The sequence below is a fragment of the Microtetraspora fusca genome (assembly GCF_001570365.1).
GTDB lineage: Bacteria > Actinomycetota > Actinomycetes > Streptosporangiales > Streptosporangiaceae > Microtetraspora > Microtetraspora fusca.
The window spans coordinates 33,182-53,643 of record NZ_BBYK01000038.1; the positions used below are offsets into that span (position 1 = coordinate 33,182).

General features: G+C 72.3%; 19 protein-coding genes. 13 read left to right on the forward strand and 6 right to left on the reverse strand.

Annotated elements, in window-relative coordinates; translation table 11 throughout:
- Window positions 1-17: 17 nt before the first annotated feature.
- Entirely contained in the window at window positions 18-665 is a 648-nt protein-coding gene (locus tag AWQ68_RS00350; RefSeq protein WP_084463517.1) for a phosphatase PAP2 family protein, read from the forward strand.
- Here the strand turns inward: AWQ68_RS00350 and AWQ68_RS00355 are convergent.
- Both AWQ68_RS00355 and AWQ68_RS00360 read right to left on the reverse strand, forming a co-directional pair.
- The gene (locus AWQ68_RS00355) at window positions 619-1,284 is read right to left on the reverse strand and encodes a response regulator transcription factor (protein WP_066932715.1); all 666 of its coding nucleotides are present in this window, start codon (window positions 1,282-1,284) and stop codon (window positions 619-621) included. The two genes, AWQ68_RS00350 and AWQ68_RS00355, sit on opposite strands and share 47 nt — an antisense overlap.
- A 31-nt stretch (window positions 1,285-1,315) precedes the next feature.
- Complete coding sequence (locus AWQ68_RS00360) at window positions 1,316-2,878, reverse strand: sensor histidine kinase (protein WP_157544724.1); 1,563 nt, start codon at window positions 2,876-2,878, stop codon at window positions 1,316-1,318.
- 524 nt (window positions 2,879-3,402) lie between these two features.
- On the opposite strand from AWQ68_RS00360, the gene AWQ68_RS00370 reads away from it, so the two are divergent.
- Both AWQ68_RS00370 and AWQ68_RS00375 read left to right on the forward strand, forming a co-directional pair.
- Window positions 3,403-3,603, forward strand: a complete 201-nt coding sequence (locus AWQ68_RS00370; protein WP_066932724.1) for a hypothetical protein — start codon at window positions 3,403-3,405, stop codon at window positions 3,601-3,603.
- 2 nt (window positions 3,604-3,605) lie between these two features.
- On the forward strand, window positions 3,606-4,727 hold the full coding sequence (locus tag AWQ68_RS00375; RefSeq protein WP_066932727.1) for an urease accessory protein UreH domain-containing protein: 1,122 nt from the start codon (window positions 3,606-3,608) through the stop codon (window positions 4,725-4,727).
- Window positions 4,728-4,842: 115 nt separating this feature from the next.
- Here AWQ68_RS00375 and ald read toward each other — a convergent pair whose 3' ends face one another.
- Window positions 4,843-5,958, reverse strand: coding sequence for an alanine dehydrogenase (gene ald / locus AWQ68_RS00380; protein ID WP_066932729.1), 1,116 nt, complete (start codon window positions 5,956-5,958; stop codon window positions 4,843-4,845).
- A gap of 29 nt (window positions 5,959-5,987) precedes the next feature.
- The gene (locus AWQ68_RS00385) at window positions 5,988-7,370 is read right to left on the reverse strand and encodes an aspartate aminotransferase family protein (RefSeq protein WP_066932731.1); all 1,383 of its coding nucleotides are present in this window, start codon (window positions 7,368-7,370) and stop codon (window positions 5,988-5,990) included.
- A gap of 246 nt (window positions 7,371-7,616) precedes the next feature.
- On the opposite strand from AWQ68_RS00385, the gene AWQ68_RS00390 reads away from it, so the two are divergent.
- From AWQ68_RS00390 to AWQ68_RS00415, 6 genes are all read left to right on the forward strand, one after another.
- Window positions 7,617-8,957: a M20/M25/M40 family metallo-hydrolase gene (locus AWQ68_RS00390; protein ID WP_066932733.1), complete on the forward strand. Its 1,341-nt coding sequence runs from the start codon at window positions 7,617-7,619 to the stop codon at window positions 8,955-8,957.
- A gap of 127 nt (window positions 8,958-9,084) precedes the next feature.
- Complete coding sequence (locus AWQ68_RS00395) at window positions 9,085-9,738, forward strand: ATP-binding cassette domain-containing protein (protein WP_066932736.1); 654 nt, start codon at window positions 9,085-9,087, stop codon at window positions 9,736-9,738.
- Window positions 9,739-9,749: 11 nt separating this feature from the next.
- Window positions 9,750-12,086, forward strand: coding sequence for a YhgE/Pip domain-containing protein (locus AWQ68_RS00400; protein ID WP_245655681.1), 2,337 nt, complete (start codon window positions 9,750-9,752; stop codon window positions 12,084-12,086).
- On the forward strand, window positions 12,083-12,676 hold the full coding sequence (locus AWQ68_RS00405) for a TetR/AcrR family transcriptional regulator (protein ID WP_218006732.1): 594 nt from the start codon (window positions 12,083-12,085) through the stop codon (window positions 12,674-12,676). Before AWQ68_RS00400 ends, AWQ68_RS00405 begins: the two co-directional genes overlap by 4 nt.
- A gap of 153 nt (window positions 12,677-12,829) precedes the next feature.
- Complete coding sequence (locus AWQ68_RS00410; protein WP_066932746.1) at window positions 12,830-14,659, forward strand: substrate-binding and VWA domain-containing protein; 1,830 nt, start codon at window positions 12,830-12,832, stop codon at window positions 14,657-14,659.
- Window positions 14,660-14,674: 15 nt separating this feature from the next.
- Window positions 14,675-15,424, forward strand: a complete 750-nt coding sequence (locus AWQ68_RS00415; protein ID WP_066932748.1) for a DNA repair protein RecN — start codon at window positions 14,675-14,677, stop codon at window positions 15,422-15,424.
- A 20-nt stretch (window positions 15,425-15,444) separates the two neighbouring features.
- On the opposite strand, the gene AWQ68_RS00420 is transcribed toward AWQ68_RS00415, so the two are convergent.
- Window positions 15,445-16,389, reverse strand: coding sequence for a threonine ammonia-lyase (locus AWQ68_RS00420; protein WP_066932749.1), 945 nt, complete (start codon window positions 16,387-16,389; stop codon window positions 15,445-15,447).
- Window positions 16,390-16,492: 103 nt separating this feature from the next.
- On the opposite strand from AWQ68_RS00420, the gene AWQ68_RS00425 reads away from it, so the two are divergent.
- From AWQ68_RS00425 to AWQ68_RS00440, 4 genes are all read left to right on the forward strand, one after another.
- The gene (locus tag AWQ68_RS00425) at window positions 16,493-17,425 is read left to right on the forward strand and encodes a LysR family transcriptional regulator (RefSeq protein WP_084463519.1); all 933 of its coding nucleotides are present in this window, start codon (window positions 16,493-16,495) and stop codon (window positions 17,423-17,425) included.
- Window positions 17,422-17,682, forward strand: coding sequence for a type II toxin-antitoxin system Phd/YefM family antitoxin (locus AWQ68_RS00430; RefSeq protein WP_066932750.1), 261 nt, complete (start codon window positions 17,422-17,424; stop codon window positions 17,680-17,682). The genes AWQ68_RS00425 and AWQ68_RS00430 overlap by 4 nt, the downstream gene beginning before the upstream one ends.
- Window positions 17,667-18,074, forward strand: a complete 408-nt coding sequence (locus AWQ68_RS00435; protein WP_218006733.1) for a PIN domain-containing protein — start codon at window positions 17,667-17,669, stop codon at window positions 18,072-18,074. Before AWQ68_RS00430 ends, AWQ68_RS00435 begins: the two co-directional genes overlap by 16 nt.
- An 83-nt stretch (window positions 18,075-18,157) precedes the next feature.
- On the forward strand, window positions 18,158-18,799 hold the full coding sequence (locus tag AWQ68_RS00440; protein WP_066932752.1) for a LysE family translocator: 642 nt from the start codon (window positions 18,158-18,160) through the stop codon (window positions 18,797-18,799).
- Between the two features lie 20 nt (window positions 18,800-18,819).
- Here the strand turns inward: AWQ68_RS00440 and AWQ68_RS00445 are convergent, their stop codons facing one another.
- Window positions 18,820-20,415: an acyl-CoA synthetase gene (locus AWQ68_RS00445; RefSeq protein ID WP_066932754.1), complete on the reverse strand. Its 1,596-nt coding sequence runs from the start codon at window positions 20,413-20,415 to the stop codon at window positions 18,820-18,822.
- Window positions 20,416-20,462 lie beyond the last annotated feature (47 nt).

Here is a 20,462-nt window from a genome sequence, read left to right on the forward strand (position 1 = left end):
ACGGCACGGAGAACAGCATGGATCCGCAATTGGATGACATCCCCGACGTCAGCGTGGAGTTGTACCGGGACATCGTCGACTTCGCCGGACAGACCCCTCATTGGTTCCAGACGTTCGTCGAGGTCGGCACGGACGCGGTGCTCTTCGTCTTCGCCGCGCTCTTCCTCGGCGCGTGGTGGCGGGCCAGGAAGCGGGACGACCGCACGATGGCCCTGGCGTTGCTCGCGCCCGTGGCGATGGTGACGGCCTACGTGGGCAGCGAGGTGATCAAGACCTTCATCCGGGAGGACCGTCCCTGCCGGCTCGTGTCCGGCGTCGTCACCATCGCGCAGTGTCCCCCGCTCGGGGACTGGTCGCTGCCGAGCAACCACTCGACGCTCGTCGCCGGGGCCGCGGCCGCCCTGGTCGTCGCCTGGCGCCGCACCCTGCCGTACGTGGCGATCCTGGCCGTGCTGGGCGCGTTCTCCCGGGTCTTCGTCGGCGTCCACTTCCCGCACGACGTCGTCGCGGGCATGCTCCTGGGCGCGATCGCCGCTCCCCTGATCATGCTGGTCCTGGCGGTGCCGGTGACGCCCCTGGCCGGATGGGCCCGGCGCACGGCCGCCCTGCGCGTCCTGCTCACCGACGCGCGGACGAGTCCGTCAGTCCTGACTCATAGGCGATGAGCGCGGCCTCCACGCGATTGCGCGCCCCCAGGCGGCTCAGGATCGTGCTCATGTACGTCTTGACGCTGCCCTCGGCGAGGTGAAGCCGGCGGCCGATCTCCGCGTTGGACAGCCCCGCGCCTGCCAGGGCGAGCACCTCCCGCTCCCGGTCCGTGAGCGCCTCGATCCGCTCGCGGGCCGCCGCCGCGCGGACCGCCCGGTCGCCGGCCAGCTCGTCGACCACCCGCCGCGCCACCCGGGGCGACAGGTACGCCGCGCCCTCGGCCGCCGCGCGTACCGCCATCGGGAACTCCCGGGGGTCGCCCGTCTTCAGCAGGAACCCGGCGGCGCCCTCCGCGAGCGCCCGCGCGATGTAGGCGTCCCGGCCGAAGCCGGTCATGACCAGCACCGCCGTACCGGGGGCGGCCCGGCGCAGCTCGGCGATCGCGGCCAGGCCGTCCAGCTCGGGCATCCGGATGTCGGCCAGTGCGACGTCCGGCCGGTACGCGCGGACCAGCTCGACCAGCTCCCGCCCGTCCGCCGCCTCGGCCACGACCTCGATGCCGGGGTCGGCGGACAGCACCGTCCGGACCCCGGCCCGGATCAGGGCCTCGTCGTCGGCCAGCACCACTCGGATCATCGCGCTCCTCCCCCGGGACGTCGTCCGAACTCTACGAAGCCAGATCGTGGGGAAGGAAATCCTTGCTCACCAGCCGCCCTCCCGAACGGCACAGCCGGTAGAGCTCGTACCGCCGCCCGTCGAAGGGGTTCGGGTGGGTGCCGTAGTACCGGCACACCGCACCCGCCGGTGCGGGCGGCTCCGGCCACACCGGGTCGTCGATCCGCGTACGGCCCGGCAGCACGGCGGCGACCTCGCTCCACGCCTGTCCGACCCGCAGCCGAACGAAGTCGGCCGGGCGCAGGACGGACGTGGCCCCGTCCCACACCATGAACCCGAGCACGAACACCACCCCGGCCGCTCCCATGGCCAGCGCCACCCCGACGGCGGCGAAGCGGCTGCGGTGAACCCTCCTGCGCGCCTCGGCGAGCTGGACCGACGACCGGGACGGCGCGGCGGCCTCGGCGTGGGCTCCCGGGCCGGCGGCGTGCGGCAGCCGCGCCACCAGCTCGTACCCGTCGTCCCGTGGCCCGGCCGTGAGGCTCCCCCCGCACAGCCGGACCCGCTCGGCCAGGCCCGCCAGCCCGCGGCCACCACCCGGCCCCGTCGAGCCTGCGGAGCCGCCGCGGCCGTACGCGTTGGACACGGACACCACGGACCCGCCGTGCGCGTGCGTGATCCGGACCGCCACGGCGGCGCCCGGGGCGTGCTTGGCCGCGTTCGTCAGCCCTTCCTGGACTACGCGCCGCAGGGCCCGTTCGCGCATGGGCGGGAGCCGTACCCCGTCGCCGGGCGTCTCCGCGCCGTGCAGCTCGACCCGCATCCCGGCGGCCCGGGCCCCCTCGACCAGCTCCTCGACGCTCTCGTGGGACGGTCCCGGATCGGAGTCGTCGCGCAGCACCTCGACGATCTCCGCCAGGCGCTCGGCCGCCGCGGTGACCGCCGCCCGCGCCGCACCGGCCGCCTCGCGATGGCGCGGGTCGAGGTCGGGCGCCACCTCCAGGCCGCCGATCCGCAGGGCGACCAGGCTCAGCTCGTGGCCGAGCAGGTCGTGCATGTCGCCGGCGATGCGGTGGCGCTCCCGCAGCCGGGCCTGCTCGGCGACCATGCGCTGCTCCAGCTCCAGCCGTTCCGCCCGTTCCCATCCGGTCCTGGCCAGGGCCAGGTGCTGGTACCGCGCCCGCCCCGCCAGCCACGGGACGAGGCCGAAGACGGCGATCCCGGTGACCGCGAAGAACAGGGCGCCGAGATCCCGGCTCATCAGGGGCACCAGGATCACGGCCGCCCCGGCCGGTCCGGCCATGCCGTACAGCGCGGGCCGGACCCGCTCCATCCGCGCGCCCGCCAGGTAGGCCATCACGGCCAGCGGCGGGAACAGCACCGTGGGGTCGCCGCGCCAGGCGACCGAGACCACCCAGGCCGACGCGGCCAGCAGCAACGCCGCGAGAGGGCGCGAGCGGCCGATCGCCACCTCCACCGCGATCAGCAGCACCCCCGCCGCCACCTCCCAGCCGGTGTACGGCTCGGCCAGCAGCGACGTCCCGGCCCACAGGAGCGGCAGGGACAACCCCGCCCACAGCACCGCGTCACCGAACGCCCTCGCCCTCCACTTCACGCCCGCAACGCTATCCAGCTCCCGGCACCCACCTGTTCGTCACTTTCGGTTGACATCCCGCCACCGATCCGTGACCCTTGTCTCATAGCTGGCTTCCATAGGAAGCCGGAAGTCGTGGAGCCGGGAACCCCCGCACAGCCGGGACCCCGGCTCGGCGCGTTTATTCACCCGCCCTCCCCGTGAACGGCACATCGATCAACGCCGTGTGGGGCTCATACCACTGCGACCAATTGGTCTTTCCCTCGGCCATGGCTCGACGCCATGCGGCGGCGCAGGCGTCCGCGACCCACAACAGCGGCTCTTCGGACGGCAGCCCTTGCCGAACCGCCGTCTCCGGTGACAGGAGATCGGCCGTCCGCAGGGCCGCCACGGTCCTCGTGTCCGCATCGTCCCGGCCCACAAGGGTGACGATCGACGTCGCGGGCGATCGGGTGATGTCCTGACGAAGCCACCCAACTGTTACTGGTCGTCAGGGGTTGGCGACGTTAGGTTGCGCGAGTAGGCCAAAGCCCAGGGAGGACCATGTGAGGTCAATCGCGCGCTTCTGCGGCAACTGCGACTGCGGCTGCCCTGAGCTCTTCATCGACTCCTCCGCGCCCCCAGAGCGCCAGGTCGTGATCACCGACGACTTCGGACAGCGGGTGGAGATGAGCCTCGACCAGTTCGGCTCGATCGTCGAGGCCGCCAAGAACGGCAGCCTGGACGATCTGGCGCTCGTCACCTGAGCGTGGGCCCGGCCGCCCTCTTCGCGAGCGGGCTCGCGGCGGGACTCGCGGCGGGCACCGCCTCGTGCGCGGCGGTCCAGGGGGGCCTGCTCGTCGGCCTGGTCAGGCCGGCCGGCGGGCCCTCCGGGCCGTCCGCGCGTACCGAGGCCTCCACCGGCACGGCAGCCGACGCCAGAGCCCGCACCGGGGCCGACGCGGCGGCGGTGGGGGCGTTCCTCACCGGACGGCTGGTCTCCCACACGCTCCTCGGCGGGCTGCTCGGCCTGGCGGGGTCGGCCGTACGGCTGGGCGCGTCCGTGCGCGCGGTGCTGCTCGTCGGCGCCGGGCTCATGGTCGCCGTCCACGCGGTCCGGCTCCTGCGCCGTCGCGGCGGCGCCGCCTGCGTCGGCGGCCCTCGGGAACGCTCCAAAGACCCCGAACGGGCAGGACGCCCCGAATGCACGACATGCGGCGAGCCCACGGGATGCTCCGACTGCTCGCGCGACCACGACATCCCGGCGGCCGCGCCGGTTCGGGCCACGCGGTCACCCGTACGGCGGGGCCTGGCGCTGGGCACGGCCACGCTGCTCGTTCCCTGCGGCGTGACGATCAGCATGGAGGTCGCCGCCGTCTCCAGCGGGTCGGCGCTCGCCGGGGCGGCGGCGCTGGCCGGGTTCACCCTCGGCACGGCCCCGGCCCTCGCCGCGCTCGGACTGCTGCTGCGCCGTCTCGCCTCGTCCCGGCTGGCCGTACTGGGTGCCGTGGCGGCGCTGGCCGCCGGGCTCTTCACCGTCGCGTCCGGGCTCAGCCTGGGCGGGTGGCTGCCCGGCGCCGGTCCCGCCGCGCGGGCCGAGTCGGTCCCGGCGGCGTCGGCCGGACCCGACGGCGTGCAGCGGATCACGATCTGGGCGACCGAGCGCGGGTTCCGGCCGGGCATCGTCACGGCCCGGGCCGACCTGCCCCTGGAAATCGTCTTCCGCACGCGGGACAACTACGGCTGCACCCGCACCGTCACCGTCGACGGCCGCGACGTCGTGCTGCCCGTGACCGGCCAGGATGCGGTACGGCTGCCGCCGCGTGGGCCGGGCGACCTGCGCTACGCGTGCGGCATGGGGATGTACGCCGGATTCATCCGGTTCACCTGAGCGCATGTCCGTCTGAACGCGATCATCGGGCCGGCGCGTTCACCTGACAGCGTGTCCACCCGGCCGCGTGCGCGGTGTCCCCCGAGACACCGCGCGACGAGCGATCAGACGCGGATCAGGCGGCGAGGAGCTTCGCGACCCGGGTGAGCGGCAGGCCGTGCGCCACCGCCACCGGCTCGCTGGTGATCAGGCCGGCGTGCGTGTTGAGTCCGAGCTGGAGCGCGGCGTCGCCGCGCAGCGCCTCGCGCCAGCCGAGATCGGCGAGCTTGACGGCGTAGGGCAGCGTGGCGTTGGTCAGGGCGTACGTCGAAGTGTTCGCCACCGAGCCCGGCATGTTGGCCACACAGTAGAAGACCGACTGGTGGACCTGGAACGTCGGCTCGGCGTGCGTGGTGGGACGGGAGTCCTCGAAGCAGCCGCCCTGGTCGATGGCGATGTCCACGAGCACCGATCCCGGCTTCATCCGGGAGACGAGGTCGTTGGACACGAGCGTCGGCGCCTTGGCTCCCGGGATGAGGACGGCGCCGATGACGAGGTCGGCGTCCAGCACCGCGCGCTGGATCGCGTACGCGCTGGACACGACGGTTTTGAGACGACCCTGGTAGATGGCGTCGATGAAGCGGAGCCGGTCGATGCTGATGTCGAGCACGGTCACGTCGGCGCCCATGCCCACGGCGATCTGGGCGGCGTTGAGACCGGAGACGCCGCCGCCGATGACGACGACCTTCGCCGGCGAGACGCCGGGGACACCGGCGGGCAGGACGCCCCGCCCGCCGTTGAATCGCATGAGGTTGTACGCGCCGACCTGCGGAGCGAGCCGCCCCGCCACCTCCGACATCGGCGCGAGCAGCGGCAGGCCGTTCCCGACCTGCACCGTCTCGTACGCGATGGCCGTCGTCCTGGCGGCGAGCAGCGCGTCGGTGCAGGGGCGGGAGGCGGCGAGGTGGAGGTAGGTGAAGAGCACCTGGTCCTCGCGGAGACGGTGGTACTCCTCCGCGACCGGCTCCTTGACCTTGAGGATCATCTCCGAATCGCCCCAGACGGCGTCGGCGGTGTCCAGGATCTTGGCGCCCGCGGCGAGGTACTCCTCGTCGGTGATGTGCGAGCCGAGGCCGGCCCCACGCTGTACGAGCACGTCGTGACCGTGGCGGATGAGTTCGTGAACTCCCGCGGGGGTCGCGGCGACGCGGTACTCGTGGTTCTTGACCTCGGCAGGCACTCCGATTTTCATGCGCTGGTTCCCTTCATAGGGTCACGGTTTCATAGCCGGGCCCAGGCCTCCGTGAGCACCGAGCGGAGGATCCCCTCGATTTCGTCGAATTCCTTCGGGCCACAGATCAGGGGCGGCGCGAGCTGCACCACCGGGTCACCGCGGTCGTCGGCGCGGCAGTAGAGACCCGCGTCGTAAAGGGCCTTGGAGAGGAAGCCGCGCAGCAGTCGCTCGGACTCGTCCTCGTCGAACGTCTGCTTGGTCGACTTGTCCTTGACGAGCTCGATTCCGTAGAAGTAGCCCGAGCCGCGGACGTCGCCGACGATCGGCAGGTCGAGCAGCTTCTCCAGCGTGGCGCGGAAGACCGACTCGTTGGCGGTGACGTGGCCGAGCAGGTCCTCACGCTCGAAGATGTCGAGGTTGGCCAGGGCGACCGCCGAGGCGACCGGGTGGCCGCCGAACGTGTAGCCGTGCGCGAACGTCTCGGAGCCATTCTTGAACGGCTCGAACAGGCGCTCGGAGGCGATCATCGCGCCGATCGGGGCGTAGCCGCTGGTCAGACCCTTGGCGCAGGTGATGATGTCGGGCACGTAGTCGAACTTCTGGCCGCCGAACATCGTGCCGAGGCGGCCGAAGGCGCAGATGACCTCGTCGGAGACGAGGAGCACGTCGTACTGGTCGCAGATCTCGCGCAGACGGCGGAAGTATCCGGGCGGCGGCGGGAAGCAGCCGCCGGCGTTCTGGACCGGCTCGACGAAGACGGCGGCGACGGTGTCGGGGCCCTCCATCTCGATGGCCCGGCCGACCTCCTCGGCGGCCCAGCGGCCGAACGCCTCGGGGTCCTTGTCCGAGCCGGCGAAGCCGGTGATCTCGTCGGCGCGGTAGATGTTGGTGTTCGGCACCTTGATGGCGCCGGGCACGAGGGGCTCGAAGACCTGCTTGAGCGCGGGGATGCCGGTGATGGACAGCGCGCCCTGCGGGGTGCCGTGGTAGGCGATGGAGCGGCTGACGACCTTGGTCTTCAGCGGCTTGCCCTGGATCTTGAAGTACTGCTTGGCCAGCTTCCACGCGGACTCGACGGCCTCGCCGCCTCCGGTGGTGAAGAAGACGCGGTTGAGGTCGCCCGGGGTCAGCTCGGCGAGCCGCTGCGCCAGCTCGGCGGCCTTGGGGTGGGCGTAGGACCACAGCGGGAAGAACGCCAGGTCGCGCGCCTGCTTCGCCGCCGCCTCCGCGAGCTCCTCACGGCCGTGTCCGACCTGGACGACGAAGAGTCCGGCCAGGCCGTCGAGGTAGCGCTTGCCGTGGATGTCGTAGACGTACGCGCCCTCACCCCTGACGATCATCGGCACTTCGGCGTCCTGGTACGCGCTGTGCCGGGTGAAGTGCATCCACAGGTTGTCCTGTGCGGCCTTGAGAACGTCGGGGTCCGTCATCGCAACCTTCCTAGGGTGATCTGGTGCTCGCTTCAGTCTGCACGCAGATGCGCCAAAAGCCAAGTGATTACGTGGCTGCAATGTGCATGTACCTCGAAATCCGTGACATCGTCATGCAAGCACAACGAAATCCGTGATGCCATTACCGGACAAGCCCGACCTTGCTCACCTCTGCCTCACATCGGCGGTGTGGTGCAATGAGGCGCACCAGACACAGCCGACAAAGGGGTCGGAGAGGGGAACCGCATGACACCTGAAGAGATCGAGAGCGCCGTAGAGGCCGGCATGCCGCGGGCCGTGGAGGATCTCCGGCGGCTCGCCGCCATCCCGTCCGTGGCGTTCCCCGGCCACCCCGACGAGCCGGTGCTCGCCGCCGCGGCGCTGACCGAGGAGCTGCTGCGCGAGGCGGGCCTGCCGCACGTGCGGCAGATCCCGGTCGAGGGCAGCTTCCCCGCCGTGTACGCGGAGGCGCCCGCCCCGCCCGGCGCGCCCACCGTGCTGCTGTACGCGCACTACGACGTGCAGCCCGCGGGCGACCCCGCCCTGTGGCGTACCCCGCCGTTCGAGCCGACGCTGATCGACGGCGCGCTGTACGGCAGGGGCACCGCCGACGACAAGAGCGGCGTGATCGCGCACGTGGCGGCGCTGCGCGCGTTCGGCGGCGACTTCCCGGTCGGCGTCAAGGTCATCGTCGAGGGCCAGGAGGAGTACGCCGGGGAGCGCCTGGAGGACTTCGTCGAGGCCAACCCCGAGCTGGTCCGGGCCGACGCGATCGTGGTCGCCGACTGCGGCAACCCGCGCCTGGGCGACCCGGCCCTGACGACGACGCTGCGCGGGATGGCCGCCTTCACCGTGGAGGTGCGCACCCTGCGCGAGGCCCTGCACAGCGGCGCGTTCGGCGGGGCCGCCCCGGACGCCCTCGCCGCCCTCATGCGGATGCTGTCCGCGCTGCACGACGAGCGGGGCGACGTGCGCGTCCCCGGCCTGCCGCAGGGCACGTTCGAGGGCGGCTCGGACGAGACCGAGGAGGAGTTCCGCGCCACCGCGGGCGTGCTCGACAGCGTCTCGCTGGTCGGCTCCGGCTCGCTGGCCGACCGCCTCTGGGCGTCGTACGCGATCACGGTCACCGGACTGGACGTGCCGACCGTGTCGGGCGCCGTCAACGCGGTGCAGCCGGCGGCGCGGGCCCGGGTCACGGTCCGGATCCCGCCCGGCGGCGACCCGAAGACCGCGCTCGACGACGTGACCGGCTTCCTGCAGAAGGTCGCGCCGTGGGGCGCCCAGGTGACGTTCGGCGACTTCGTCACCGGCTCCGGCTTCCTGGCCGGCGGCGGCGGCCGGGCGCGGGCCGCCGTCGGCGCGGCGATGGAGCGGGCCTTCGGCCGTCCGCCGCGGGACGTGGGCCAGGGCGGCTCGATCCCGCTGGTCGCCAAGCTGGCCGGGCTGTTCCCCGAGGCCGAGATCCTGCTGTACGGCGCCGAGGACGGCGAGGCGTCGATCCACGCCCCGAACGAGCGGCTGGTCATCGACGAGCTGCGCAAGGTCATCGCCACGGAGGCGCTCTTCCTGGCGAGCTACGGCGCCTGACGGCGCCTGCCCACTCTGCGGCCGTGCGGCCCCCTACCCGGGGGGGCGCACGGCCGTTTTTCGTGTCGGCGTATGATGGTCCTCGATTTGTACTGACCGGTCAGTTCAACAGCGAGGAGGCGGAACCGTGGTGTTCCCGGGTGTCGAGGTCGTGGCGAAGGACCTCACGCTGAAGGGCGAGCACGGACTCGTCTACTCCGGCGTGTCCCTCACCGCGAAACCGGGCAGCCTGACCGCCGTCGTGGGGGCGGCGGGCAGCGGGCGCACCGCCCTCCTGCTGACCCTCGGCGGGCGGATGAAACCCACCTCGGGCTCGTTGTCCGTCGGCGGGCAGAGCGCGACCCGGCGCATCCAGCGGATCGCCGCGCTCGGCCTGGCCGCCGGCGTGAACGACCTCGACGGCGCGCTGTCCGTACGCGAGCACCTGCACGAGCGGCTCGGGCCGTGGGGCCCGCCGTGGCGCAGGCGGCTCTCCCGCTCCGCCGAGGAGGCGCTCGCGCACGCCGGGCTCGACGTGTCCGCCCTGCCCGGCGGCGAGCGCACCCTGGCCCGGGCGCTCACCCGCGACCAGGCGGTCCGCCTCGGGATCGCACTCGCGCTGCTCGACCGGCCCGGCCTGCTCCTGGTCGACGACCTCGACCTCGGGCTCCCCGAGGAACGCGGCGACGAGCTCTGGCGGACCCTGCGCGACCTCTCCCGCGCCGGCCTCACCGTCGTCGCCTCCTGCACCGGCCCGGCCCTCGCCGGGCGCCACGCCGACACCGTCACAGAACTCCCGTGAGGATCTCCCCCGTGAAGCCGCTCCCCCTGCACCTCGGCCGACTCGAGCTGCGCCGGTTCACCCGGTCCCGGCTGACCCGGGCCGCGCTGGTGGGCGTCGTCATGCTGCCCCTGCTGTACGCCGGGCTCTACCTGTGGTCGTTCTGGGACCCGCAGGGCAACCTGAAGAACATCCCCGTCGCCCTCGTCGTCGAGGATCAGCCGGCGACGACGGACGGCAAGACCGTCGACGCCGGGCGCGACCTGGCCCGCGAGCTCGAAGAGCGCGAGGTCTTCTCCTGGCACCGCACCGACGCCGCCGGGGCCGATCAGGGCATGCGCGACGGCACCTACTACCTGTCGCTGACGATCCCGCGCGACTTCAGCGCCAACCTCACCTCGCCGTCCGGCGACGGGCAGCCGCACCCGGCCCTGCTCGGCGTCCGCGTGGACACCGGGCGCAGCTACATCATGCGGACCATCTCCGACGCGGTGTTCGACGAGGTGAAGGCGGCGGCCGACCGCACCGCGGTCAAGGGGTACCTCGACCAGATCTTCCTGTCCTTCGCCGACCTGCACGACGCGACCGCGAAGGCGGCCGACGGCGCCGACCGGATCCACGACGGTTCCACGACCGCCCAGAAGGGCGCGATCAAGCTGGACAAGGGCCTCGGCAGCGCGCAGACCGCCGTGCGCAAGCTCTCCACCGGCGCGACCACGCTCCATGACGGCTCGGGCACGCTGGCCCGCGGCCTGGACGAGGCGTACAAGGGCTCGACCAAGCTGGCGGGCGGCCTGGCCACGGCCGGCAAGGGCGTCGGCGAGCTGCGCGGCGGCCTGGCCGCCCTCGACAAGGGCGCGGCGAAGCTCGCCGAGGGCAACCGGCAGGCGTACGAGAACGTTCACGCGCTGGCCCCGAAGATCAACCAGGCGGTGGACAAGTACGTGCCGATCCTGAAGGAGAACGGCCCGGCCATCAGGTCGGCGGCGCTGACCGTCGCGGAGGGCGCCGACACGATCGCGAACGCGCTCGGCGACCTGCCCGACTCCGTGCGGAACCAGGCCGGGCAGGCGCAGCGCGACCTGAGCGCGGTCGAGCGGTGGCTGGACTCCCACCCCGACGCCGACCCGGAGCTGCGCTCCCTCGTCGGCCGCGCGTCCGGCTCGGCGGGCGAGCTGGCGAGCACGGCCGGCCGCCTGCGGGACAAGGTCGCCGCCCAGTCCGGCGCGGTGAACGACCTCGCCGCCAAGGCCCGCGCCCTCGCGTCCGACGCCCGCGCGCTCGCCGACGCCGCGCCCGCGCTCGGCGGCGGGCTGGAGAAGGTCAGAGGCGACTTCGACACGCTGGACTCCGGGCTCAAGCAGCTCGCCAAGGGCGCCTCCGACCTGCATGACGGCACCGGAAAGGCGTTGAAGGGGGCCACCTCTCTCACGGGCGGCATCGGCGAACTGCGCGGCGGCGCGGGCAGCCTGTCGGACGGCCTGCACCGGCTCGACAGCGGCGCCCAGCAGCTCAACGCCGGACTCGGCACGCTCGCCTCCGGGGCGGGCAAGCTCGGCGACGGCATCGGCGAACTGCGCGGCGGGGCCGGCAAGCTCGGCTCGGGCCTGGGCGAGCTGGCCGACGGCTCCGGCGAGCTGGCCGCCAAGCTCGGCGACGGCGCGGCCCAGATCCCCTCCTACGGCGCCGGCGAGCGCGACAGCCGTACCGACGTGATGAGCGAGCCGGTGCGGGTGTCCACCGAGGTGGACAACGAGGTGCCCAACTACGGCACCGGCTTCGCGCCGTTCTTCGTGCCGCTCGCACTGTGGGTCGGCGCGATGGTGACCTACATGGTGCTGCGGCCGGTCAACCCCCGGATGCTCGCGGGCTCCGCCCCGGCCTGGCGTACCGCCCTCGCGGGCTGGCTGCCCGGCGTGGCGATGGGCGCGCTGCAGGTCGCGGTGCTGCTCGCCGTGCTGCGGTTCGGCCTGGGCATGGAGGCGCGGAACTGGGCCGGGGCGGCCGCGTTCCTGCTGCTCACGGTGGCGGCGTTCCTCGCGATCGTGCAGGCGGTGAACGCGCTCGTCGGGCCGCCCGGACGGGTGCTGGTGCTGGCGCTGCTGATGCTGCAGCTCACCTCGGCCGCCGGGACGTACCCGATCGAGACCTCGCCCGGGTTCTTCCAGACCATCTCCCCCTGGCTGCCGATGAGCTGGGTGGTCGCGGGGATGCGGCGGCTGATCAGTGGCGGCGACACGATCATCGTGTGGCAGGCTTGCGGCGTGCTTTCCGTCTTCGTCGTCGCCGGCCTCGCGCTGACCATGCTCGCGGTGCGCAAGGGCCGTACCTGGACCATGCGCAGGCTCAAGCCGGAGCTGGCGCTGTGACCCGCGAGGACACCCGGAACCGGCTCTTCCGGGCGGCGGTCGAGCTGATCGCCGAGCAGGGGTTCTCCGGCACGACCGTCGACGCCATCGCCGAGCGGGCGGGCGTGGCCAAGGGCACCGTGTTCTACAACTTCGGCAGCAAGGACGCCCTGTTCGCCGCCCTGCTCGACCACGGGATCGGGCGGCTCAGCGCGTCCCTGGCGGAGGCGGCCGAGGCGCCCGGGGCGGCGGGCGAGCCGGCCGCCCCGCTGGCCCGGCTCGACGCGGTCGTGCTGGCGCAGCTCCGCTTCCTCGACGAGTACGGGCCGTTCGCCCGCGTGCTGTTCGGCGAGATGTGGCGCACGGCCTGGCAGGAGGCGGTCGTGCGGCTCCGGGAGAACGCGCTCGGCGTCTACGAGCGCGTCCTCGCGGACGCGGTCGCCGCCGGGGAGCTGCGTGAGGACTTCGACACCGGGACCGCGGCGACCGCGCTGTTCGGCATGGTGCTGACGGTCTCGATCGAGCGACGGGTGCTGCGTCCCGAGCGCCCGCTGGAGGAGGTCCACGCCACGCTGGTCGAGCTGATCCACGGCCGGGTGACCCGCGGGTGACGTCACGCGTGACGCGCCGTCGGTGACCAAATCGGTCGAAGCGGGTTAGCCCTCCGAGACGATCTGCAACTAACGTAGTTCGCCGTTCGTCAGGATAGACAGCGATCTCAGCGGCCGGATCGAGGCCGTGGCCCGCCTTCCCCCGGAGGACGCGTGTACCAGCCCCAGCAGCAGAGGCGACGCCGCAGCTTCGCTCCGTTCATCGTCGCGATCATCCTCGCGGGCGCCCTGATCGTCGGGCTGAAGCTCTTCTTCGGCGGGGGCGTGAGCCTCGGTGGTGGTGGCGACGACGGCGGCGGCGCCACCGGCCAGAAGCTCGCCTGCGGCGACGGCGGCACGACCGTGACGGTCGCCGCCTCCAGCGAGAAGGCCGAACTGCTCCGGGAGATGGCGAACCGCTACAACGGCCGCGAGGTCGGCGGCCACTGTGTGGACGTGGTGATCAAGGCCAAGGCGTCCGGCGGCGCGATGCAGGCCCTCGCCCGAGGCTGGAACACCGAGCAGGACGGCCCGAAGCCGGACGTGTGGACCCCGGCCGGCACCGGCTGGATCACGATGCTGCAACAGCACGCCGCGGGGGCGGACAAGGGGCAGATCGTCTCCGGGGACAACCCGTCGATCGCCACGACCCCGCTCGTCATCGCCATGCCCAAGCCGATGGCGCAGGCGCTCGGCTGGCCGGGCAAGCAGCTCGGCTGGTCGGACATCCTCGACCTCGCCAACGACCCCAAGGGCTGGGCGAAGTACGGCCACCCCGAGTGGGGGCGGTTCCGGCTCGGCAAGACCAACCCCGAGTTCTCGACCGCCGGGCTGAACGCCACCGTCGGCGCGTACTTCGCGGCCACCGGCCTCTCCGGCGACCTGTCGGAGAAGAACGTCTCCGACCCCGCCACCCGGCGGTTCGTCCAGGGCGTCGAGCGGTCGATCGTCCACTACGGCGACACCACGCTGACCTTCCTCACCAACCTCCAGCACGCCGACGACCAGGGCGCGGCCATGTCGTACATCTCGGCCGTGACCGTCGAGGAGAAGTCGGTCTGGGACTACAACCAGGGCAACCCGAGCGGCGACCCGAAGACCCTCGGCGACCACCCGAAGCCGAAGGTTCCGCTGGTGGCGATCTATCCCAAGGAGGGCACGCTCCTCTCGGACAACCCGTACGCGGTGCTGTCCTGGGCGGGTGACGAGAAGCGCGCCGCCGCGCTCGACTTCCTGAAGTTCCTCCATGAGGACGAGCAGCAGAAGAAGTTCGCGTCGTATGCCTTCCGCTCGGCGGACGGCAAGCCGGGCGAGCTGATCACCGCCGCGAACGGGCTGGACCCGAAGCAGCCCGCGACCACGCTCAGCGTCCCGATCCCGAACGTGCTGGACAAGACGCTCAAGAGCTGGGCCGAGCTGCGCAAGCCGGCCAACGTGCTGATCGTGATGGACACCTCGGGCTCGATGGGCGCCGACGTGGCCGGCACCGGCAAGACCAAGCTCGACCTCGCCCGCGAGGCCGCGATCAACGCGCTGCCCCAGTTCGGCCCGAACGACCGGGTCGGCCTGTGGATGTTCTCCCTCGACCAGGGCGGCGGCAAGGACTACCTCGAACTCGCCCCCATGGCCAAGAACAACAAGAAGACCCTGGAGAGCAAGCTGAACGGTCTCATCCCCAACGGCGGGACCGGCCTGTACGACACCACGCTGGCGTCGTACCAGCACGTGATGTCGCACCGGGATGACAACGCGATCAACGCGGTCGTCTTCCTGACGGACGGCAAGAACGAGGACAACAACTCGATCTCGCTGAACACGCTGATCTCCAAGCTGCACACGGAGGCCGGGGAGGACACGGTCCGCGTGTTCACGATCGCCTACGGCTCGGACGCCGACCTGGAGACGCTCAAGAAGATCTCCCAGACCACGGACGCCGCGGCCTACGACTCCCGCAAGGCCGGGAGCATCGACGACGTCTTCACCGCCGTGATCTCCAACTTCTGAGTCAGGAGCCCTCCCGTGTCCCGTTTCACCGACGAGCTCCGCGACCCCTGGGGGCTCCTCATCGGCGCCACCGCGGGTGGGGCCGCCTGGGCCGTCGACGTGCACCCCGCCGCCGCGGCGGGCGTCGGGATCGCGGTGTGGCTGGCCAAGGCGTTCGCCTCCGCCTGGGTGTCCACGGGCGGCGAGAGCCGCCGGGACGAGCCGGAGCCGCCGCCGGTCACCAAGGGCAGCCCGGAGGAGGGGTGGCTGCGGCGGGCCGAACGGGCGGCCCGCTCGTTCGCGGACCTGACCGCCTCGATGCGCGGCCGGATCCTGCTCGACCGGATCGCCGCGATGGCGCCGCAGGTCGACGACACCGTCGCGACGCTGCGGCGGCTGGCCGGGCAGGCGTCGGTCACCGGCGCGGCGCTGGCCCGCTTCGACCCGGGCCGGCTCGCGCAGGAGCGCGCGCGGCTCGACCAGGCCCGCCGGGCGGCCACGCCGGACGTCGCCGGCGAGCTGGACCGGTCGATCGCCGCGCTGAACGCGCAGCAGGAGGTGATCGACCGGCTGACGGCGGCGCGCGGCCGGGTCCTGGCACGCCTGGAGTCCGGCGCGATCAGCCTGGAGGGCCTCGTGGCGCGGGTGATCGAGGTGTCGGCGATGACCGCGACCTCGGCGGTGGACGGCGGCACGGCGGCGCTCGACGAGCTGACCTCCGAGCTGGAGCTCACCCGGCAGAGCCTGCGCGAGGTCGAGGAGGCCACCCGCGGCGACCTCGGTTAGCGGGGTCGGTTCGATCCCGGTCAGCTCGGCAGGAGGCGGGCGAGCTCGGCGGGGCCGGCGTTGGCCCCCGTACAGACCACGGCGACCTTGCTTCCGGCGAACTCGTCCCGGCGGGCGAGCAGCCCGGCCAGCGCGGCGGCGCCCGCCCCTTCGGCCAGGGTGTGGGCGTGGGTGACCAGCAGGCGCTGTGCCGCGAGGATGTCGTCGTCGCCGACCAACATGAAGTCCGACAGGCTCTCGCGCATGACCTCCTGGGGCACGGCGAAGGCCGATCCCGTGGCCAGGCCCTCGACCGTCGTCTTCACCGGCCGCCGGACGGGCTCGCCGAGACGCCACGAGTCGTGGGCCGCGGGCGCCTGCGCCGACTGGACCGCGATGACCCGGCAGCCGGGCGCGACGGCCCTGGCCACGACGCAGGCGGCGGCCGCGCCGGTGCCCGACCCGACCGGGACGAAGATCGCGTCGAGGTCGGGCCGCCGCGCGAGGATCTCCAGGTAGAGCGTGCCGATCCCGGCGATGATGTCCGGCTCGTCCGCCGGGCCGATCAGCCGCATTCCCTGCCGCGCGGCGCTCTCCCGCGCGTGGTCCGCCGCCTCCACCATGCTCGCCCCGGCGATCTCGACGGTCGCGCCGAGGGCCTCCACCGCCGTGACCTTGGCCGGGTTGGGGTTCTCCGGCATCACGATGGAGCAGGGCACGCCGAACAGCCGCGCGGCGTACGCCACGGACTGGGCGTGGTTCCCGGTCGAGTACGTCAACACGCCGCTCGACCGGTCCGCCATCCCGGCCAGCAGTGTGATGCCGCCGCGCACCTTGAACGCGCCGGTCGGCTGGACGTTCTCGTGCTTGACGTGCACCTCGGCCCCGGCGACCGCGTTCAGCACGGGATAGGACCACATCGGCGTTTCGGGCAGGTGGGGGGCGAGCAGCGTCCGGGCGCGCAGGACATCGCGAAGATCTGTCATGCGCTCCAGAGTCGCGGGCCCGGCATTCATCAGTCCAACAGAGATTTTCGCGGTTTCATATAGATAGGGTTGATATTTCCATTGGATCCGCGAGGGGGCGACCATGCTCGATCCCGTACGGCTTCGCGTGCTGGTCGCGGTCGCCGCCCATGGCTCCGTCACCGCGGCGGCGCGCGAGTTGCACTACTCGCAGCCCTCGGTGAGCCATCACCTCGCCCGGCTGGAGGCCGAGACCGGGGCGAAACTGGTCCAACGGGTCGGCCGCGGCATCCGGCTGACCGAGGCCGGTCTGCTGCTGGCCGAACGCGCGGCGGAGATTCTCGGCCGCATGGAGTCCGCCGAAGCGGAGCTCGACAGTCATATCGGGCTCCGCGCCGGCCGGGTGCGGCTGGTCGCCTTCCCATCCGCTCTTGGCACGTTCGTCCCGACGGCGGCCGTCCGGCTTGCCGACGACCATCCGGGGCTGGACCTGCGGCTCGCGGAGGCGGAGCCGCCGGAGGCGTTGCGAATGCTCCGCGCCGGCGACGTCGACGTCGCCGTGATCTTCCGCTATGAGGAGACCGGCCCCGAGGACGACGGGATCCGGCTCACGCGTCTCTTCGACGACCCGACCTGCCTCGTCACCCCGGCGGGCACAGCGGACACGGGCGTGGAGGGCGTCGGAGCGCACGCGCGTTCGCGGTGGATCGCGGGCTGCGACCGCTGCCGGTCCCACCTGCTCGACCTCTGTTCACAGGCGGGGTTCGAGCCACGCATATCGTTCACCACTGACGACTACGTCGCCGTTCAGGCAATGGTGGCGGCCGGCCTCGGCGTCGCCGTACTCCCTGCGCTGGCGCTGTCCGCGCATCACTCTCCCGGGATCCGGGTGGCCGAGCTGCCGGGATCGGCTCGGCGCGTCTTCGCCGCGACATACGGCGAGCCACCCGACCCACCCGCCACCGCCGCCCTTCTGACCGCTTTGACGCGAAGCGAGCCCCGGGGAGACCCTATTCGTGGCCACACGCTCGCATTATCAGATAATCTGATTACATGAAGGTGATGAGCGCCACAGAGGCGTCCCGAAGCTTCGCGACCGTTCTGGACGAGGTGGAGAGCGGGGAGACCATCGTGGTCACGCGAGGAGGCAGGCGCATCGCAGTGATCGGACCGGCCCCGACCGCACCGGGTCGCATGGTGAAGGCATTTCTCGCCCGTAGCGCAGGCAAGGTGGACGCCGACTTCGAGACCGACGTCGCGGCGGCTCGTGAGGCGGTTGACGACGAGATGAGGACCCTGTGGCCGGACGCCTGATGCTGGACACCTGCGTTCTCATCGCGGCGGAACGGGGTCGCGGCCGCCTGGACGAGGTGATCGGCGACGCCGACGACGTCGCCATCGCCGCGATTACCGTGGCGGAACTGCTCATGGGTGTCGAGATGGCTGACATGGCTCACCGCCAGAGTCGGCAGTCCTTCGTCGACGAGGTCCTGGCGCTGATTCCCGTCGAGGAGTACACGACGGACGTCGCGCGAGTCCACGCGCGGCTCATGGCGCATGTCCGGCGACAAGGCAAGCCGCGCGGGGCCTACGATCTGCAGATCGCCGCCACCGCTGCCGCCACCGCGAGAACGCTGATCACGATGGACTCCTCGGCGGTCTTCGACGATCTGCCCGGGGTGCAGGCGAGGGTCGTTCCCGTCTGAGCCCCGATGGGTTCCGGGGCGGCGTCTCGCGCGGCGGAAAAACGGGATGTCGCGGGAGTGGGGTGCTTGGTTATGCTCCGCCCATGCCCGAGATCACCACTCTTGTTCTCTTCGCGGCGGCCACGCTGGCGCTGCTCATCGTGCCCGGCCCGGCCGTGGTCTACATCGTGACCCGCAGCGTCGCCCAGGGCAGGTCCGCCGGGCTGGTCTCGGTGCTCGGCGTCCACGCGGGCTCCGTGGTCCACGTCGTCGCCGCCGCACTCGGCATCAGCGCCGTGCTCGCCGCCTCGGCCACCGCGTTCACGATCGTCAAGTACGTCGGCGCGGCCTACCTGGTCTGGCTGGGCGTGCGCAAGCTGATGAGCCGCACCCCGGACGACGGCGACCCCGAGATCGAGCGGGCCTCCCGGGCCCGGCTCTTCGCCGAGGGGTTCGTGGTCAACGTGCTCAACCCCAAGACGGCGATCTTCTTCCTGGCGTTCCTGCCGCAGTTCGCCGACCCCGCGCGCGGCCCGATCGCCCCGCAGATCGTGCTGCTCGGCGTGATCTGGATCGTGCTCGGGATGGCCAGCGACGGCACGTACGCGCTGCTCGCCTCGGCGCTCGCCGGGCGGCTGCGGCGCTCCGCCCGGGCCCGGCGGCGGCTCGACGTGGGCAGCGGCGTCGTGTATCTGGGGCTCGGCGCGGTGGCCGCCCTGGCGGGCGAGGGCGCCAGGAAGCTCTGAGCCGCGCCGAGCCCGCCGGTTCAGGTTGTGGTGGCGGCGGCGCGTTCCGCCGTCTCCCTGGCCCACCGGTAGTCGGCCTTGCCCGCGGGCGAGCGGACCATCTCGTCCACGAACGCGTACGCCCGGGGCACCTTGTAGCCCGACAGCCGCTCCCGGCAGTAGGCGTCGAGGTCCTCCCGGGTCGGCGCGGTCCCCTCGTACGGCTGGACGACGGCGGCCACCCGGGATCCCCACCGCTCGTCGGGGATGCCGGTCACCACGGCGTCGAACACCGCCGGGTGGCCCTTGAGCACCGCCTCGACCTCCTCGGGGAAGACCTTCTCCCCTCCGGTGTTGACGCACTGGGAGCCGCGGCCGAAGACGCGGATGGTGCCGTCCTCCTCCACCAGGGCGAGGTCGCCCGTCAGCAGCCAGCGGGTGCCGTTCTCGTCGGTGACGAAGGTGCGGGCCGACTTCTCCGGATCCTTGTAGTAGGCGGTGGCGATCCGCCCGGTCTTGGCCACCGTGCCCATCTCGCCGGATCCCGGCTTCACCGGACTTAGCGCGTGGTCGAGCACGGCGATCGTCGAGTTGGCGTTGGGCTGGTACTTCATGCCGGACTCGGGCGAGGAGTCGGACAGCGCGGACGCGGTGTACCCCGACTCGGTGGAGCCGAAGTTGTCCACGATCATCACGTGCGGCAGCACCTCCTGGAGGCGGTCGCGGACCGCCCCGGTCAGGATGGCGCCCGTGGAGCTGATCACGCCGAGTGAGGACAGGTCGTAGGAGCCCGACGCGATCTCCTCGGCGAGCGGGCGGGCCATCGCGTCGCCGGTGAGGTTGACGGTGAAGACGCCGTTGCGCTCGATCGCGCGCAGGGCGTCGGCCGCGTCGAACTTCCGGGTGTAGACGATGGTCCCGCCGAACCACCAGGCGATGTACGTCGCCATCTGGGCCGCGCCGTGCATCAGCGGGGCCGCCGCCATCATGACCAGCGGGCCGGAGTTCCTGGCCTGCTCGATCAGCGCCTCCGGCGTCTTCACCGGCTCGCCGTACGGGTTGCCGGCGCCGAAGGCCATGAAGAGGTCCTCGACCCGCCACATCACCCCCTTGGGCATGCCGGTCGTGCCGCCCGTGTAGATGATGTAGAGGTCGTCGCCGGAGCGCGGCGGGAAGTCGCGGGTGGGCGGGCTCCCCTCCAGCGCCGCGCCGTACGGCACCGCGCCCGGCACGAGGGAGTCGCCGCCGACCGCGATGAGGTGGCGCAGCTCGGGGGCGCGCGGGGCGACGGCCGCGACCCGGTCGTCGAACTCCACGTCGAACAGGAGTGCCGCGATGTCGGAGTCGCGGTAGAGGTAGAGCAGTTCGGACTCGACGTACCGGTAGTTGACGTTCACCGGCACCGCGCGGATCTTCAGCGCGGCCAGCAGGCCGACGACGTACTCCACCCCGTTGTAGAGGTGGAGCCCGACGTGCCGGCCGGGCCCGATCCCGTGCGCGGCCAGATGGTGGGCCAGCCGGTTGGCCCGCTGGTCCAGCTCGGCGTAGGTGACGCGCTCGTCACCGCAGACGACCGCCGTGCGGTCCCCCACCGCATCGGCGAGCCCCTCGAACAGGTCGGCGTGGTTGAACTCCATCGCGGGGACCTTCCCTGCCGTTTAGGGAGTATCTGACAAATGCTGCC

What these genes read in the sequence shown, in the direction of transcription:
- AWQ68_RS00425 (WP_084463519.1), top strand. Translation starts at nt 16,493, where the DNA reads ATGCTCGATCCCGTACGGCTTCGCGTGCTGGTCGCGGTCGCCGCCCAT.
- AWQ68_RS00385 (WP_066932731.1), bottom strand. Translation starts at nt 7,370, where the DNA reads ATGACGGACCCCGACGTTCTCAAGGCCGCACAGGACAACCTGTGGATG.
- AWQ68_RS00350 (WP_084463517.1), top strand. Translation starts at nt 18, where the DNA reads ATGGATCCGCAATTGGATGACATCCCCGACGTCAGCGTGGAGTTGTAC.
- AWQ68_RS00440 (WP_066932752.1), top strand. Translation starts at nt 18,158, where the DNA reads ATGCCCGAGATCACCACTCTTGTTCTCTTCGCGGCGGCCACGCTGGCG.
- AWQ68_RS00355 (WP_066932715.1), bottom strand. Translation starts at nt 1,284, where the DNA reads ATGATCCGAGTGGTGCTGGCCGACGACGAGGCCCTGATCCGGGCCGGG.
- AWQ68_RS00430 (WP_066932750.1), top strand. Translation starts at nt 17,422, where the DNA reads ATGAAGGTGATGAGCGCCACAGAGGCGTCCCGAAGCTTCGCGACCGTT.
- AWQ68_RS00420 (WP_066932749.1), bottom strand. Translation starts at nt 16,389, where the DNA reads ATGACAGATCTTCGCGATGTCCTGCGCGCCCGGACGCTGCTCGCCCCC.
- AWQ68_RS00390 (WP_066932733.1), top strand. Translation starts at nt 7,617, where the DNA reads ATGACACCTGAAGAGATCGAGAGCGCCGTAGAGGCCGGCATGCCGCGG.
- AWQ68_RS00445 (WP_066932754.1), bottom strand. Translation starts at nt 20,415, where the DNA reads ATGGAGTTCAACCACGCCGACCTGTTCGAGGGGCTCGCCGATGCGGTG.
- ald (WP_066932729.1), bottom strand. Translation starts at nt 5,958, where the DNA reads ATGAAAATCGGAGTGCCTGCCGAGGTCAAGAACCACGAGTACCGCGTC.